The sequence below is a fragment of the Parageobacillus sp. VR-IP genome, from assembly GCF_013357975.1.
GTDB lineage: Bacteria > Bacillota > Bacilli > Bacillales > Anoxybacillaceae > Saccharococcus > Saccharococcus caldoxylosilyticus.
On record NZ_JABVYQ010000008.1, the window covers coordinates 43,256 to 58,971 of the forward strand.

A 15,716-nucleotide genomic window follows, 5' to 3' on the forward strand; every position below is an offset into this window, starting at 1 on the left:
ATCGGAAAAATGAGTTTTATCGTTAGTTAAATGCCACCGCCGCTTTCATGCAAGGACCGCTGTTCTTCGGCGATGGTTTTCTTTAGGCTAATAATGCCAAGGGTAGCGAGACAAACGCTGAAAATGGCGATGATTGTATAAAGATCGCTGTCAAGCAGCAGTTTAACGAGACTGTACGAAATAACTAGCGAAAAAATAGGTGATACAAACCAAACTTTTAATAGCTGAATGACAATGCGCTTTTGCCAAATATAAAAGCCGTTTTTTGCTGTCCCGATGCCAATGATGGCAGAGGTAGTAATTTGGGCTAACGGTACGGGCAGCCCGAAAATGGACGAAAGAATAACGAGTGTTGCGCCGGTGCCGGAAATCGCGCTGCCTTCAAACGGAGAGAAGTTCGTGATTTTTTTTCCGTTTGTTTCTAAAACGCGTCTTCCAAGCAATATGGCGCCAAGGGCGACGAATATACCGCCGAATATCGTTCCATGGGAAACGGAAATTAATCCGGCGCCGACAAGTGGGCCGACCGCATTGGCAACATTGTTCATTCCAGCTGAAAAAGCTTCAAAAAAGCCGGTCACAATTAAAAGCGTGACGAACGTTTTTCCCCATCTGCCTTGTTCTAATTGTGGATATTTTCGCTTTAGCGATAAAAACCATTTTCCTACGAAAAACGTAAATGCAAAGGCGATGATGGGGATAATGATCCATATGGAAACAATAAACAGCAATTTATGAAAATATACGGTTTGATAGGCAATGCCGACGCCGACAACCGAACCGACCGTAATTTCGCTCGTAGAGAGCGGAATGCCCATGATATTGGCGGCGAATAAGGATATTGTCGCGGCAGTTAAAATGATCACGACAATTTTGATGGTCAAGATGGAAGACGGGATAATCCCGGAACCGATCGTTTTGACGACCTCGCCGCCGCCGAGGCTGCCAAGAAACACTCCTAATCCGCAAAGCACAAGGGCAGTTGATCTCCGCCTGATGGCGCCGGATCCGTACGCCACTCCCATTGCGGCGGCGGCGCCGCTGGCACCGATATTCATCGCAAAGAAAAAGGATACGATAAAAGCAACAACAAGGAGCATATTCGTGTCTCTCCCTATGAGATATGAAGCCCGCATTCCGTTTTTTTGTGACCGACCCAGCGGCCGGAACGCAAGTCGTTCGGATCGAGAGCAGGGGCTGTGCATGGCGCGCAGCCGATGCTTGGATAACCTTGATCATGAAGCACATTGTACGGAAGCTCGTATTTATATACATAGTTCCATACGTCTTTCCATGTCCAATGAATGAGCGGGCAGATTTTGATCGATTGGAATTTGTCATCTTTATTAATGTATTGGACGTGGCTGCGTGTCGGCGATTGTTCGCGGCGCAGGCCGGAAATCCAAGCGGTTACCCCGGTCAATACTTCGCGCAGTGGAATCACCTTCCGCAATTCACAGCATTTATTTGGATGGTGCTTCCATAATTCGTCTCCGAATTGTTTTGCCTGTTCGTCTAAGGATAAGCTCGGCTGTTTCATTACAATGCGGAGGGAAGGATATTTTTCTTTTACCTTTTCGATTGTCTCGTATGTTTCACGAAAATGAAGACCGGTATCGAGAAATACGATTTCCGCATCTGGCTTTACTTGCGAAATTAAATCAATTAACACGATTCCTTCAATGCCGAAGCTGCAGGCATACACAATATTGTTCTCATATTGGCGGTATGCCCAAGCGAGGACATCAAGCGCCCCTTTTGTTTCATTATCGTGAGGAAATGACGGTTTTTCTTCCGTTTCCCACGTTTGATAAGTGAGCATCTTTCTCCCTCCTTTGAAGTCAAAGAAAATAAAGCGGATTAATTGGTTATATTGGAATAGAAAGAGAACGAGCGCTGATAAAAACGCTCTCCCATTTTGGAAGAGCCAGCCGGTCACTGATAGCGCCTTATCTTCCAAAATGGTACCCATTTTGCTGGAATTAGCACCTTGCTTTCGGCCAAGCAGGTTGCCGGAGTTCATCGGGCCAGTCCCTCCCTCACTCTTGATAAGTTTTATGTAATTGTAATTGATTAAAATTTTAACACAATTCACACGGAAGTCAATCCTAGTTTTTCTATGGGAATTTATTTTTTTGTAAAGGGAAAAAGGAACTATTTTTGGGCTATGGGCATCAAGAATCAGCTTTCTTTGTTGATCTGTTTTTCACATGTAAAAACCAAGGTACTTTGCTGTACCTTGGTTGATCCGATCAGTGACGCGTTCTTTTGGGGAATGGTATGTTTTTCTTTTATTTCTTTGCCGAGGATGAGAAAAAGAAAGGATAAAATGCCGATGTGGCCGATAAACATAAGCATCGCAATCATGGAATGAGGGACAAACCGGCAATATCAAATCCGGCATTGGTCAGCGCGATTACCGAAGCGAAAAAGCCGTGATATAAAGCTTCCTGCCACATTGGAAAGAAACGAAAAAGGAATTTCATTTCTTTCGCAAATTTCCCAGCTCTTCGGCAATCGCCTGCATTTCGCTCGGGCTGAACGTCTCTCTTTTCATTACCATGTCATATATTTCTTTCAACTCATCATACCACTCTTCCGAAAAATGGGAAGGTTTAATTGCGTCTAAATTTAATACTTTTAACTTTGCTTTTATTTTTTCTACCATATACTCGACATTTTCTGTTGATTTTTTTGACAAATCCATTTTTTTACTCCCTTCTTTGCCAGGTTATATGTATTGTACCACAGAAAGAAATACATTGTACTACTGTTTTTGTATATAATGAGGTCGAGAGGAGTGGTGAAACGATGGTAAAAGTGTTGTTTGTCTGTTTGGGGAATATCTGTCGCTCGCCGATGGCGGAAGCGATTTTTCGGCATTTAGTGAAGGAGAAGGGATTGGAAGGAAAAATTACTGTAGATTCAGCGGGAACGGGAAATTGGCATGTTGGCGAACCGCCGCATGAAGGCACCCAACTCATATTAAAGAAAAATAATATTGATTTTTCCGGAATTCGCGCCCGGCAAATCGATCAAAGGGACTTGCAGACATTTGATTACATTATTGCGATGGATGCAGAAAATGTAGGAAATTTGCGGAGATTGGCCGGGTACACTAAAACGGGGTTTATCGGCCGGCTGCTTGACTTTGTTCCTGACAGCGAGATGGCTGATGTGCCGGATCCGTATTATACCGGGAATTTTGCACAAGTATATGAGCTGATTCAAAAAGGATGTGAACATTTATTAGAGACGATTATAAAAGAGAAAAAATTAGAAGTGAAGGGGAGAGAATAAATGAAGGAACGAAAAAACATATGGAAGGGAATGATGGTTGGGGCGGCGCTGGGCGCTGCTTTTTCCTTCTTGATGAGCAAAAAAGAAGCAAAACAAGAGCGGCTTTCCTGGCCGATGAGGTTGAAACAGTGGCGTCAGTCCGTAGAGGAAATGGCGGAAGATACTGCATTTATCATGGAAAAACTGAAGGAAATAGCGGAAAAAACACCGGAAGTTATACAACTGGTTAAAGAATTATATAACTGGAAAGAGGATGATCGTCCCCGAATAAAATGACAAGGGGGGAAACAGTAAATGCTGATTAATTTAACATTTGTCCGTGAATTGGTGCGAAGGTTTTATGAAGATGAGGTGCCCCGGCTGTCAGCGGAGTTGGCTTATTATTTTCTTCTCTCTCTATTTCCTTTCCTGATTTTTTTAATGACGTTGCTTGCTTATTTGCCGATTCCGCATGAAGACGTGCTTTCCGTGGTCCGCCAGTATGCTCCGGAGGAAGCGCTTCATTTAATTGAGACAAACATTCGCCGCATTATGGATTATCAAAATGGAAAATTGCTGTCGATTAGCATCGTCGGTGCCATTTGGTCGGCATCAAACGGAATGAATGCGATCGTGCGCGCGTTTAACCGCGCGTACGGCGTTGAAGAGAACCGCCCCTTTTGGCTTGCCCGCGGCGTGTCTGTTTTGCTTACCTTCGGATTAATTTTTGTCATCATTGTCGCCTTGGTATTGCCTGTATTCGGCAAGATGATCGGTCTGTTTTTATTTTCCGTATTCGGCTTCTCTAAAGAATTTTTAATGCTTTGGAATGCCTTTCGCTGGGTGATTAGTTCGCTAATTTTGCTGATTGTCTTTACGGCTTTATATTACTTTGCTCCCAATAAAAAGCTGCGTTGCGCCAATGTCATCCGCGGCGCTATCTTTGCGACGATTGGCTGGATTATCACATCGCTTGCGTTTTCTTATTATGTTAATAATTTTGTTAACTATACTGCTATGTACGGAAGCCTTGGAGGAATCATTATTTTAATGGTTTGGTTTTATTTGTCGGGAATGATTATTGTATTAGGCGGCGAAATGAATGCGATTTTTGATTGTGAGCGGGAAGGAAGAAGGCGCGAACGTTAATGATGCATAAACTTCCTTTCATAAACGGAAGCGGCGGGGAAATAGTAACAATTGTAAGGGGGATTAATGAGGATGAGAGGGGGATTGCTATGACCAAACATACAAAAAAAGATGGCGGCACAAAACAAAAGGGAAAAAATAAGCCGAAGCATAAAACAAGCGGCAGTGCCAACGGCCAAAACGGATATCATTAATCTGTGGAAGATGATAGAAAAATTGGCGATGCGCGCAAAAAAAAAGGTTCTCGGGAAGGCGAGAACCTTTTTGTCCTAAGTTTTGGGATTCTTGGCGAGGATGTTTCGATGATGGACGAAGCTGGGTGAGACTAAAAAATAAAGCGGTCAAGCGAATGATTCTTTTTCACTCAGCGATTTCTTCATGATTGTAGTAGTACAGTTCGTAAATATATTCGATTTCCGCATCCGTCATATACGCAAGCTGTTCTTTTGTAATCCCTCTTACTTTCTCAATAAATTCAATCATATTTTTCCGCTCTGCTCTAATCATAAAATAAGCAACTCCCTTCATGATTTATTCTGTTTTAAAACAGACTATCTATTTGTTGGTATTATTATATAACAGTATAAATAAAAAGGTCAATAATTTTTTGAAAAATAAAAAAAGAAGCGGATTAATTAATCCGCTTCTTTTGCTGCTTTTGAAGCATAATAAGAAAAAGGAGAAAAAGAAGAGTAAACAGCATAAAGAAAAAGCTTTGATTAGTGCCGATCTGAATCGCCAGGCCGGTCACGAACGGACCGATCATGCTGCCAATGCTGTACAGCATGCCGCATAGCAAGTTCCCGGCGGGAAGCAGTTGTTTCGGCAGCAAATCAGCCATATAGGCGATGCCAAGGGAAAACAAAGAGCCAACAAACATACCGGCAATAAAAAAGCAAATGGCAATCCCAATGAGGGAGTGGTGAAACAGATAAGCGCTAAAAAAGCTGGCGCTGCCGATGAACAGAGCAGCTGCAATAACCTGTTTCCGCGGGAAGCGGTCGCTTAATACCCCGAGCGGCAGCTGGAATGCAATCCCTCCAAAGGAGAAGGCGGGCAAAACCAATGCGACTTGGTCTAGCCCAATATGTTCGCGTAAAGCATAAACAGGGAAAATCGTATGAATGGTCGCTTCTAAAAAGCCGTAAGTGAGCGGAAGCAATAACGCCACCCATGCGTATTTCCAAACATGAAGCAAACGATGGGCAACATTCGTTGAATCGGATTGCGCCCATTCCTTTGGCTGTTCGTTTTGCAGGAAAAAGATGGCACACCAACTGACAAGACTAAATAGCGATGATACATAAAAAGGAAGCCATTTGTGCCAAGAAGCAAGCGATGCCAGCAGCGGGCCTGCTGAAAAACCAAGGCCAAAAGATAATCCATATAAGGATAGATTGCGCCCGCGCCGGTCTGGCGGCGAAAAATCAGTAATCCACGTTTGCGTGGCAAAATGAAGCATATGGTCGCCAATTCCGATGCAAAGGCGCAGAAAAAACCAAAGAAAAAACGATGGAAAAGCCGGAAATAAGACGAGTGATAGTATTACAATAAAACCACCGACGATAATCATGGGACGATATCCATATTTGCGCAAAGGCTTTTCTAAAAACGGCGAGATCAATAAAACGCCAATGTACAGCGCCGCCGCGTGCATGCCGTTGACAGAAGAGGAAACCCCCTGCTTTTCAAGCAACATCGAAAGCAATGGCAGCAGCATTCCTTGCGAAAGGCCGGAAATGGCAACAATGGTGATTAAAATCCAAAAGCGCATCGCATGATACCTCGTTTTCGAACATTGGATATCCGTATCCATGGTACATAGGATGGGAGCGTAAGGCAAGCAAAAAGGGTAGGGATTGTGCACATATGGAAGGTCTGCCTCATTCATAGGAGATGAATCCGTTTATTTTTTCATACACATTCCACGGCTTGACTGATATTTGTCTAGAAAACTTCAGAAGAGAAAGGCGGGAAAGAAAAGATGAATAAAGTATTTACATGGATGGCGTGGATAGGTGTTCCCTTATCTGTGATCGGGAGTGTTTTTCATTGGTCTGCGTTGTTGATGTTTGTCATATACTGTTTAACAATCATTGCGCTCGCTAGTTATATGGGGTGCGCTACGGAAAGTTTGGCGATTGTAGCCGGACCGCGCGTCGGCGGGCTATTGAACGCGACGTTTGGCAATGCGGTAGAGCTGATTATTTCTATTTTTGCGTTAAAGGCGGGGCTCGTCGAAGTGGTGCTTGCTTCTCTCACCGGATCGGTGCTTGGCAACTTGTTATTAGTCGCAGGGTTGTCCTTTTTTGTTGGCGGCCTAAAGTATAAGCGCCAGGAATTTAACGTGTATGATGCCCGTCATAACGCGGGGCTGCTTACGTTTGCTATTTTGGTGGCGTTTGTCATTCCCGAAGTGTTTACAATGGACATGTCTGATCAGGACAAGCTAGCGCTTAGCGTCGGCATTTCGATCATTATGATTATTTTATATTTAGCTGCCTTATACTTTAGGCTTGTCACGCATCGCGGCGTGTATCAGCAAAAATCCGAAATCATCGAGAAACATGAGAAACCGGAATGGACGAAAGGAAAATCCATATTGATTTTGGCGCTGGCGACGATTGCGGTCGCATACATATCCGAGCGGCTTGTCCATACGTTTGAAACGGTGGCGGAATCTTTCGGCTGGAGTGAATTGTTTATCGGGATTATCATTGTCGCCATTGTTGGCAACGCGGCGGAACATGCTTCTGCTGTCATTATGGCATACAAAAACAAAATGAATGTCGCGGTCGAAATCGCTGTCGGCTCGACCTTGCAAATCGCAATGTTTGTCGCGCCGGTGCTGGTGCTTGTTTCACTGCTTTTTCCAGAGAAGATGCCGCTTGTTTTTTCGCTTCCAGAGTTAATCGCCATGGTGGTATCGGTATTGTTGACGATCGTTCTGTCCAACGATGGGGATACAAACTGGTTTGAAGGGGCAACGCTGCTTGCCGCCTACACGATTATGGGCATCGGTTTTTATTTGTTGTAGTCAGGGATAAGAAAGAGGCTCTGCTTGGACGGCAGAGCCTCTTTCTATCTGGCAATAAACTAATGATTTATCGCGAATTAAAAAATATTCTGAACAAAGATGATAAATTTTTTCTATACGGATAAACACTATTTTTTTGAAAGAAAATAACGGTGAAAATAGCGGTGAAAGGAGTCGATAGGATGAAAAAATGGAGTATTTGCTTTTTTATTAGCGTATTAACGATGTATATGGCGGCTTTTACCGCCGATGCGGCTTCTAGACAAGCGCAGCCGAGCACGGTGGTGGATATTACAAAAGAAAATACGTACCCAAACCCGACGCAAGATTTGCCGCATTTAGAGCCAAGCAAATTCACAAAGCAGCTCCTGGATTCAGCCAACGTAAAAATTGAAAACCCGGAATTGATTCATCTTCTTAACGAATCTTCTGTTTCGAGCACTCCGTTTGCACTTGGATATCGGGCAACGATTTATTTAGGACAGTGGCCGCTGAATTATCAGTCGCTCGAAACGTCAACGAACTGGGAATATCAAAAAGTTAATACGAATTTTCTCGATAACCGTGGCGGGAATGTTTCGCAAAAATTGTACTATAAACAGGAAACACAAAAGCATGTGCGCGGCGGGCTGACGGCGCAAATTCCAAACGAAGAAGCGGTGCAAAAAATGATGCTAAATAAGGCGATGGAAAAGACGAACTTACCGCTGGCGTTTAGTACGGTAGTAGGGATTGGGACAAAAAAAGATCAGCCGTATCAAGTGCCGGCAAAAAAGATCGGCTATTTGTATGCATATGCACCAGCTGTCAATGAAAAAGGGAAAGTGACGTATGGCGAAGTGTATATCGTGCTGAAAGGAAATAAAAAGAAAATTGTTGTGAAAAACGTAACGACACGCGGAGTCGGCGCCTGGATTCCGGTGCAAGACCGCCTTTATTTTTCATACATTGTCAGCGAGCAGCCAAGATAAAACGTCAAGGAAAAACCTTGACGTTTTATTTTTGGATCCGCGCTTTCCGCTTTGTAAAGTCAACATCTTTATAATAAGTGTTTTTGACGAGTACGTTTGGTCCGAGACATTGAACGGAAGGGCAATGACAAAGGAGCTGCTTGGCAAGGGAGGACTTCCGCCATTTTTTGTATGCGTCAAGCAGGGTATCATGCTGAATGTTGCCAAGTGCCGGCTCATCACCGAAATCGGTGACAATGATATCGCCGGTAAAAATGTTGACATTCAAGCGTGACCGCCCGTCCGGATCGTTGCGAACCGTGACGTTTTTGCTTGTGTAAAGCCGCTTTAATAATGCTAAGTCTTCTTCGTTGGCGCTGCAAGGATAAAACGGCAGTGTTCCAAACAACATCCATACGTTTTCATCACGAATATCCAAAAGGTGGTGAATCGCCTGGCGCAATTCGTCTAAATTTAACGCCTCGAGCGAGCTGGCGAAATCGCTCGGGTACATCGGATGGATTTCATGGCGCTTGCACTGCATTTCCCCGGCCACTTGCCGATGAATCGTTTCTAAATGAGGGACCGTCCGTTTGTTTAGCATAGTTTCTGCAGAAACCATGACTCCCGCCTTCGACAATGTTTTGGCGTTATCGAGCATGCGCTGAAAATACTTTTCGCGCTGAGCGATGCTTGGTTTGCGCTCCATCATTGCAAACCCGCCCTCGATAAAATCCTCGATCGTCCCCCAGTTATGGGAAATATGCAAGACGTCCAAATAAGGAATAATTTTTTCATAGCGATCTAAATCGAGCGTCAAATTGGAGTTGAGCTGTGTCCGCACTCCGCGCTCGCGGGCATATTTTAGCAGGGGAACGACGTAGTCGCTTACAGATTTCAGCGATAGCATCGGCTCGCCGCCGGTGATGCTCAGCGAGCGCAAATGAGGGATTTCCTCGAGACGCTTGATAAGCAAATCAAGCGGGAGTGCTTCCGGGTCTTTTGTTGTCAGCGTGTAGCCGACGGCGCAATGTTCACAGCGCATATTGCACAACGCAGTTGTGGTGAATTCCACATTTGTCAACTGAAGTTCTCCGTATTGTTCGATATCCAAATACGCTTCCCACGGATCATAGGATGGGGTAATCGGTTGAAGTGTAAGTGAACTCATAGCCTTCTCCTCTTCCTTCATCGAAGTTGCGTCCCGTCATTCATTCTAAGAAATAACAAATCTCGTTTTTCCTTAAAATCAACTTATTTATCATTGTACGGGAATATGCAAAATTCCGCTAGAAAGGAGCAGGAAATAAAAGTATTAAAAATAAGTGGAATTTTACGAATAAATAATATGGTAACAACTTTTTGTTTTTACACAAGAGAGTGAAAAGGAGTATAATAAATAAAGATTGTAGTGATAGTCAACTACATAGGACGACCAAAAGGGGAAGGGGCGTTGAACATGGAACAATTCCAGCAGAGCATGTATCAACTCATCGTGGAGACGTCCACGAAACTGCCAAAGGATGTGCGTCGAGCGATCGCCCGAGCAAAAGCGCGGGAAAACGCGGGAACGCGCGCGGCGATGGCGCTGACGACGATTGCCGGAAACATCAAGATGGCGGAAGAAAACGTGTCGCCAATTTGTCAAGATACCGGGCTGCCGACATTTAAAATTAAAGTGCCGGTCGGCGTCAACCAAATTAAAATGAAGGAAGCGATCCATGCTGCGATCGTGCAGGCGACAAAAGACGGAAAGCTCCGTCCGAACTCTGTCGATTCGCTAACTGGCAAAAACAGCGGTGACAATCTTGGTGTCGGCATTCCGGTTATTAAATTTGAACAATGGGAAAACGATTACATTGATGTCCGCCTGATTTTAAAAGGCGGCGGCTGTGAAAACAAAAACATTCAGTACAGCCTGCCTTGCGAGCTGGAAGGTCTCGGCCGCGCCGGCCGCGATTTAGACGGCATCCGCAAATGCATTTTGCATGCGGTATACCAAGCGCAAGGACAAGGATGCAGCGCCGGGTTTATCGGCGTCGGCATCGGCGGCGACCGCGCTTCCGGTTATGAACTGGCGAAAGACCAGCTTTTCCGTTCCGTTGACGATGTCAATCCGAATGAAGATTTGCGCCGCCTAGAAGAATATATTATGGAAAACGCCAATAAGCTTGGCATCGGCACGATGGGATTTGGCGGCGAATCGACGCTGTTAGGCTGTAAAATCGGCGTGATGCACCGCATTCCGGCCAGCTTCTTCGTGTCTGTCGCCTATAACTGCTGGGCGTTCCGCCGCCTTGGCGTGAAAATTGATCCAGCGACCGGCGAGATTATCGAATGGCTGTATCAGGAAGGCGAAGACGTCGACTTTGAAAAAGAGCTGGAAAAAGCGGAAACAGCCGCGACGGCGGAGCTTGGCGAAGTGCGTGAAATCGTTCTCGAGCCGCCGATTACAGAAGAGCAAATCCGCCAGCTGAAAGTCGGCGATGTCGTGCGCATTAACGGCATTATTTATACCGGCCGCGACGCGATTCATAAATATTTAATGGATCATGATGCGCCTGTCGATCTGAACGGACAAATTATTTACCACTGCGGCCCGGTGATGCTGAAAGATGAGAACGGCAATTGGCAAGTCAAAGCAGCCGGCCCGACGACAAGCATCCGCGAGGAGCCGTATCAAGGCGACATTATGAAAAAATTCGGCGTCCGCGCGGTCATTGGCAAAGGCGGAATGGGCGCGAAAACGCTGCAAGCCCTAAAAGAACACGGCGGCGTCTATTTGAACGCGATCGGCGGCGCGGCGCAATATTATGCGGACTGTATTAAGTCGGTAGAAGGAGTCGACTTATTGGAGTTCGGCATCCCAGAAGCGATGTGGCACTTGCGTGTCGAAAACTTTACGGCCGTCGTCACGATGGACTCTCATGGCAACAGTCTGCATGAAGATGTAGAAAAATCGTCATTAGAAAAACTCGCGCAATTTAAAGAGCCGGTTTTTAAATAAGAAAAATATATCACCGTCAGCTAAGTGCTGACGGTGATTTTTTTATGCAAAAAATGGCGCGGTTAAAGCGGCAATGGTGGAAAAAACTAATGGTTAGCAGCACGACAAGGAGGAAAGACGGATGAAAAAATGGACGATATGGTTGTTTTTCAGTGCTATCATCTTATCATTTGTTCCTGCTTCTGCGGAAGCCGCAAGCAATAAAGCGATTCATTGGGGGTTTAAGCGAAGCGAGAATCACGAGCCTCCTTCCGCGGGAAAAGAGTTGGATCAACTGCTTGCCAAATACGACGCATTTTATTTAGGAAATCCAAATAAAAAAGAAATTTATTTAACGTTTGATAACGGCTATGAAAACGGTTATACAGCAAAAATTTTAGATGTCTTAAAAGAAAAAAAAGTGCCAGCGACGTTTTTTGTGACGGGGCATTATTTAAACACCGCACCTGATTTAGTAAAACGAATGGCAAAAGAAGGGCATATTGTCGGCAATCACTCGTGGCATCATCCTGATTTAACGCAAGTGAGCGATGAACAGCTGCGGGAGGAGCTGGAATCCGTTCGTAAAAAAACGGAAGAGCTGACGGGGCAAAAAGGAATGATGTATCTTCGACCACCAAGAGGCATTTTCAGCGAACGAACGATGGCGATCGCCCGCGAGCTTGGTTATTACCATGTATTTTGGTCGCTTGCGTTTGTTGATTGGCAGACGAACAATCAAAAAGGGTGGAAGTACGCATACGATAACATTATGAAACAAATTCATCCGGGCGCGATTTTATTGCTTCATACCGTCTCGAAAGACAATGCGGATGCGCTTGCGAAAGTAATTGACGATTTGCGCAAGCAAGGTTACACGTTTAAAAGCCTTGATGATCTGATGATCGAAAAAATGAATTTACATCCATGGCTTTTTACCCCTTGAACGTTTTGTTTAAAGGGGTATTTTTCGTTATAATGTGGGTATTAACGATGATGAATAAGGTGATTGGTTATGTGGCAACAGCAAGTTGATGTCGCCCCGCCGTATGATTTTTCCCACGCGTTGAAGCGGCTTGCGCTCGATCCTCTTATATCGGTGGATATAGCGAAACAGAAGGTCGTTGTTCCGCTTTATGCTCAACAGATCCCAATCGCCGTTACGGTCGAAAGCATTGGGACAAAGGAGGAGCCGAGCTTTCTTGTTACGGCGCCATATCCAGAACGAAAAAAGGAAATTATCGAGAGGGTTTCTTATCTGTTTCAATGGAATACGCCGCTTGCCCCGATTCACAAACATTTCCAGCGGACCGAATTACAGCCGCTTTTTGCCGAATATGAAGGAATGCCGCTTATTTTAGATTTTGACCTTTATTTTTGTCTAATCAAATGTCTCATTCATCAGCAATTAAATTTGAAAGTTGCTTACCGCCTGACAGAGCGGTTTGTGAAAACGTTTGGAACGCAAATCGATGGCGTTTGGTTTTATCCACGGCCGGAAGACATTGCCGCTCTTCCCTATGATGAACTGAAACAGCTGAAGTTAAGCGGACGAAAGGCAGAGTATATCGTTGATACATCGCGGCTCATTGCCGAAGGGAAGCTTTCATTAGAGGGACTTGCACACAAAAGCGAAGAAGAAGTGATGAAAACATTGTTATCGGTTCGAGGTATCGGTCCATGGACAGTGCAAAATTTTCTTCTGTTTGGGCTTGGAAAGCGAAACGTGTTTCCAAAAGCAGATATCGGCTTGCAGCGGGCAATCCAGCGCCTCTTCGGTCTTTCGGAAAAGCCGTCAGCCCAACAAATGGAAGAGCTAAGCAAGCGATGGGAGCCGTATTTAAGCTACGCATCGTTATACTTATGGAGAAGCATTGAATAGAGGAGTGGCATGCATATGGCGAAGCAAGCAATTACGATCAAGAAGGGGCAACAGTTTCCGTTAACGATTAAGCGGCTCGGCATCAATGGGGAAGGAGTCGGCTATTTTAAAAAGCAAGTGGTGTTTGTCCCAGGCGCGCTCCCGGGAGAGGAAGTCGTCGTAGAGGCGACGAACATTCATCCGAAATACGCGGAAGCGAAAATAAAAAAAATTCGCAAGCGTTCCCCATACCGCGTCACCCCAAGATGCCCTGTTTACGAACAATGCGGCGGCTGTCAGCTGCAACATCTTGATTACGAAGCGCAGCTTCGCGAAAAACGCGATATCGTCATTCAGGCGCTCGAGCGGCATTGCCGGCTGCCGGTGGAAACGCTGTCGATCCGCCCGACGATTGGAATGGATGACCCGTGGCATTACCGCAATAAAAGCCAGTTTCAAGTCGGTATCAAAAAAGGAACGGTCATCGCCGGTTTGTACGGCTTGAATTCCCATCAGCTCATTGACATTTCCGAATGCCTCATCCAGCATCCGGCTACGAACCGTGTGACCAACATTGTGAAAATGATTCTCCAAGATCTGCGCATTCCGATTTACAACGAGCGGACGCAGACCGGGGTTGTCCGCACGATTGTTGCTAGGGTCGGGTTTCATACGGGGGACGTGCAGCTCGTGCTCATTACGGCGACAAAAGATATTCCGCGTAAACAATTGCTGGTTGACGAAATAAAGCGGCGTCTTCCGGAAGTAAAATCGATTGTGCAAAATATTAACGGACGGAAGACATCCCTCATTTTCGGGGAAGAAACAGAGCTGCTGGAAGGAGAAGAATACATCCAAGAAGTGCTCGGCGACTTATCGTTTGAACTGTCAGCGCGGGCGTTTTTTCAGCTGAATCCGGTGCAAACGGTAAAACTGTACGACGAAGTGAAAAAGGCCGCCGCTTTAACCGGAACAGAAAAAGTCGTCGATGCCTATTGCGGCGTCGGCGCGATCGGGCTTTGGCTTGCCAAAGACGCCCGTGAAGTGCGCGGCATGGACGTCATTCCAGAAGCGATTGAAGATGCCAAAAAAAACGCGAAAAAACATGGGTTTGCCAATACGATGTATACGACAGGCAAAGCGGAAACGCTGCTTCCAAAATGGGTGAAGGAAGGCTGGAAGCCGGACGTCATCATCGTCGACCCGCCACGCACTGGATGTGACAGGGCGCTGTTGCAAACCATTCTCCGCGTCCAACCGAAAACGGTAGTGTACGTCTCCTGCAACCCATCAAGCCTTGCGCGCGATATCGATATGCTTTCGGAAAGCTACCATGTCGATTACATCCAGCCGGTCGATATGTTTCCGCATACCGCTCATGTAGAAAGTGTAGCGCGATTAGTGTTAAAGATAAGAGCATAAATAAACTCTTGCTAAAAATAAAAAACTCTTCTTGCCAAAACCGAAGTAAAGTTTTGATAAATAACAGGAAAATCCTTCTCCATCCAGTTGACTGAACTGGTTAGGATGAAAAATAAACAATTTTTCAAGAGAAACGGGATGGGCTCCTGTTTCTCTTTTTTTGTTAGGGAATAATGGGAAAGGGGAAGAAGCATTCATTAGAAATACTAAGATAGACTGGTTCACGTTGAATGTTCAACTCTGAGCAGTTTCATTAAATAGCTGATAATTGGGGATGTTATACAAATGAGGTCATTGCAAAGGGGTAAGTACTGATGATATATGGGTTAAAAGCGACACAAATGATGGAAATAACAGCAGTGATCCTTAGTCTTATTGGAAGTTTTTTTATATTAAGAAACAATTTCAAACGATATGGGTTGCTCTATTTTATAAGCAGTTTGACGGGAGCTTTCCTTTGTTTTGTATTTGTTTCTATCGGATTTTACTCTTTTCCGGCTAGACTTATCCCTATATCACCAATACCTATCATTGAAATGTTTACGGTCATTCCTTTTTATGTTCTTTTCGGAGTGAGATATAGTCCGGCTAAATGGGGATGGAAGATCCCCTTTTACTGGGGGATGGTTCATATCGCGATGCTTTTAGAAATTTTCGTGTTATTCCCCCCAGTTAAGATAATGGATTACAAAGAAAACTGGGATGCTTGGGACTCTTATACATGGTGGTGGATTTATTTGCTTCTTTTTGAGTGGATTGGTGGAAAAATTGTTCCAACTCATTCAAGAAAACCGATACAATCTAAATCTTTTCGCTATGGAAGATGGGGATGGGTTGTCTTCCATTTTATTGTGATTACGACAATATTTTTAGCAGGTGTTTATACAGGATGGAATTTAAAAATGTGAACGATTTCTTACTCCCATCGAAGAACAGAATTTTTTCTATAATCTGTGGTGCCATGACATGTTTCCGTTTCGCTGCAAACTGTTGAAGAAGCACAAATGAATACGGCATGGGTTCTGTTGAATA

The 15,716-nt window shown here is 44.8% G+C and carries 16 protein-coding genes and 1 riboswitch; of the genes, 10 read left to right on the forward strand and 6 right to left on the reverse strand.

The genetic code is table 11. The features are described from left to right. Positions 1–26 precede the first annotated feature (26 nt). The 3 genes from HT574_RS16795 to HT574_RS16805 form a co-directional block, all read right to left on the reverse strand. Positions 27–1,100 carry a sulfate permease gene (locus tag HT574_RS16795; protein ID WP_175245484.1) on the reverse strand — a complete coding sequence of 358 codons (1,074 nt, stop codon included), beginning with the start codon at positions 1,098–1,100 and terminating at the stop codon, positions 27–29. A gap of 14 nt (positions 1,101–1,114) precedes the next feature. Beyond that, positions 1,115–1,822, reverse strand: a complete 708-nt coding sequence (locus HT574_RS16800) for a phosphoadenylyl-sulfate reductase (RefSeq protein WP_175245538.1) — start codon at positions 1,820–1,822, stop codon at positions 1,115–1,117. Between the two features lie 124 nt (positions 1,823–1,946). Continuing rightward, positions 1,947–2,055, reverse strand: a riboswitch (SAM riboswitch). 427 nt (positions 2,056–2,482) lie between these two features. Beyond that, a complete protein-coding gene (locus tag HT574_RS16805; protein WP_017436081.1) occupies positions 2,483–2,707 on the reverse strand; it encodes a DUF1128 domain-containing protein in 225 nt (74 codons plus the stop codon). Positions 2,708–2,811: 104 nt separating this feature from the next. Here HT574_RS16805 and HT574_RS16810 point away from each other — a divergent pair, with 104 nt between their 5' ends. Genes HT574_RS16810 through HT574_RS16820 form a run of 3 tightly spaced genes read left to right on the forward strand, consistent with a single transcriptional unit; the run spans position 2,812 to position 4,428 of the window. Beyond that, positions 2,812–3,300, forward strand: a complete 489-nt coding sequence (locus HT574_RS16810; RefSeq protein WP_175245485.1) for a low molecular weight protein-tyrosine-phosphatase — start codon at positions 2,812–2,814, stop codon at positions 3,298–3,300. Further along, complete coding sequence (locus HT574_RS16815; protein ID WP_017436079.1) at positions 3,301–3,576, forward strand: hypothetical protein; 276 nt, start codon at positions 3,301–3,303, stop codon at positions 3,574–3,576. Between the two features lie 18 nt (positions 3,577–3,594). Further along, entirely contained in the window at positions 3,595–4,428 is an 834-nt protein-coding gene (locus tag HT574_RS16820) for a YihY/virulence factor BrkB family protein (protein ID WP_175245486.1), read from the forward strand. A gap of 360 nt (positions 4,429–4,788) precedes the next feature. Here HT574_RS16820 and HT574_RS16825 read toward each other — a convergent pair whose 3' ends face one another. After that, complete coding sequence (locus HT574_RS16825) at positions 4,789–4,935, reverse strand: BH0509 family protein (protein ID WP_017436077.1); 147 nt, start codon at positions 4,933–4,935, stop codon at positions 4,789–4,791. 124 nt (positions 4,936–5,059) lie between these two features. Then, positions 5,060–6,202 (reverse strand): MFS transporter, encoded by a 1,143-nt coding sequence (locus HT574_RS16830; protein WP_175245487.1) that lies wholly within the window; start codon positions 6,200–6,202, stop codon positions 5,060–5,062. Between the two features lie 210 nt (positions 6,203–6,412). Between HT574_RS16830 and cax the strand changes: the two genes are divergently transcribed. Together cax and HT574_RS16840 are read left to right on the forward strand one after the other, a co-directional pair. After that, positions 6,413–7,465, forward strand: a complete 1,053-nt coding sequence (gene cax, locus HT574_RS16835) for a calcium/proton exchanger (protein WP_175245488.1) — start codon at positions 6,413–6,415, stop codon at positions 7,463–7,465. A gap of 182 nt (positions 7,466–7,647) precedes the next feature. Then, entirely contained in the window at positions 7,648–8,436 is a 789-nt protein-coding gene (locus HT574_RS16840; protein WP_017436074.1) for a YfkD famly protein, read from the forward strand. Positions 8,437–8,461: 25 nt separating this feature from the next. On the opposite strand, the gene yfkAB is transcribed toward HT574_RS16840, so the two are convergent. After that, a complete protein-coding gene (yfkAB, locus tag HT574_RS16845) occupies positions 8,462–9,586 on the reverse strand; it encodes a radical SAM/CxCxxxxC motif protein YfkAB (RefSeq protein ID WP_175245489.1) in 1,125 nt (374 codons plus the stop codon). A gap of 288 nt (positions 9,587–9,874) precedes the next feature. Here yfkAB and HT574_RS16850 point away from each other — a divergent pair, with 288 nt between their 5' ends. From HT574_RS16850 to HT574_RS16870, 5 genes are all read left to right on the forward strand, one after another. After that, a complete protein-coding gene (locus HT574_RS16850; RefSeq protein ID WP_017436072.1) occupies positions 9,875–11,422 on the forward strand; it encodes a fumarate hydratase in 1,548 nt (515 codons plus the stop codon). A 121-nt stretch (positions 11,423–11,543) separates the two neighbouring features. Then, the gene (pdaA, locus tag HT574_RS16855; protein WP_017436589.1) at positions 11,544–12,347 is read left to right on the forward strand and encodes a delta-lactam-biosynthetic de-N-acetylase; all 804 of its coding nucleotides are present in this window, start codon (positions 11,544–11,546) and stop codon (positions 12,345–12,347) included. A 69-nt stretch (positions 12,348–12,416) separates the two neighbouring features. Continuing rightward, positions 12,417–13,283 (forward strand): DNA-3-methyladenine glycosylase family protein, encoded by an 867-nt coding sequence (locus tag HT574_RS16860; protein ID WP_175245490.1) that lies wholly within the window; start codon positions 12,417–12,419, stop codon positions 13,281–13,283. A gap of 15 nt (positions 13,284–13,298) precedes the next feature. After that, entirely contained in the window at positions 13,299–14,684 is a 1,386-nt protein-coding gene (gene rlmD, locus HT574_RS16865; protein WP_175245491.1) for a 23S rRNA (uracil(1939)-C(5))-methyltransferase RlmD, read from the forward strand. 314 nt (positions 14,685–14,998) lie between these two features. Next, on the forward strand, positions 14,999–15,592 hold the full coding sequence (locus HT574_RS16870; RefSeq protein ID WP_175245492.1) for a CBO0543 family protein: 594 nt from the start codon (positions 14,999–15,001) through the stop codon (positions 15,590–15,592). The last annotated feature ends 124 nt before the right edge of the window (positions 15,593–15,716 follow it).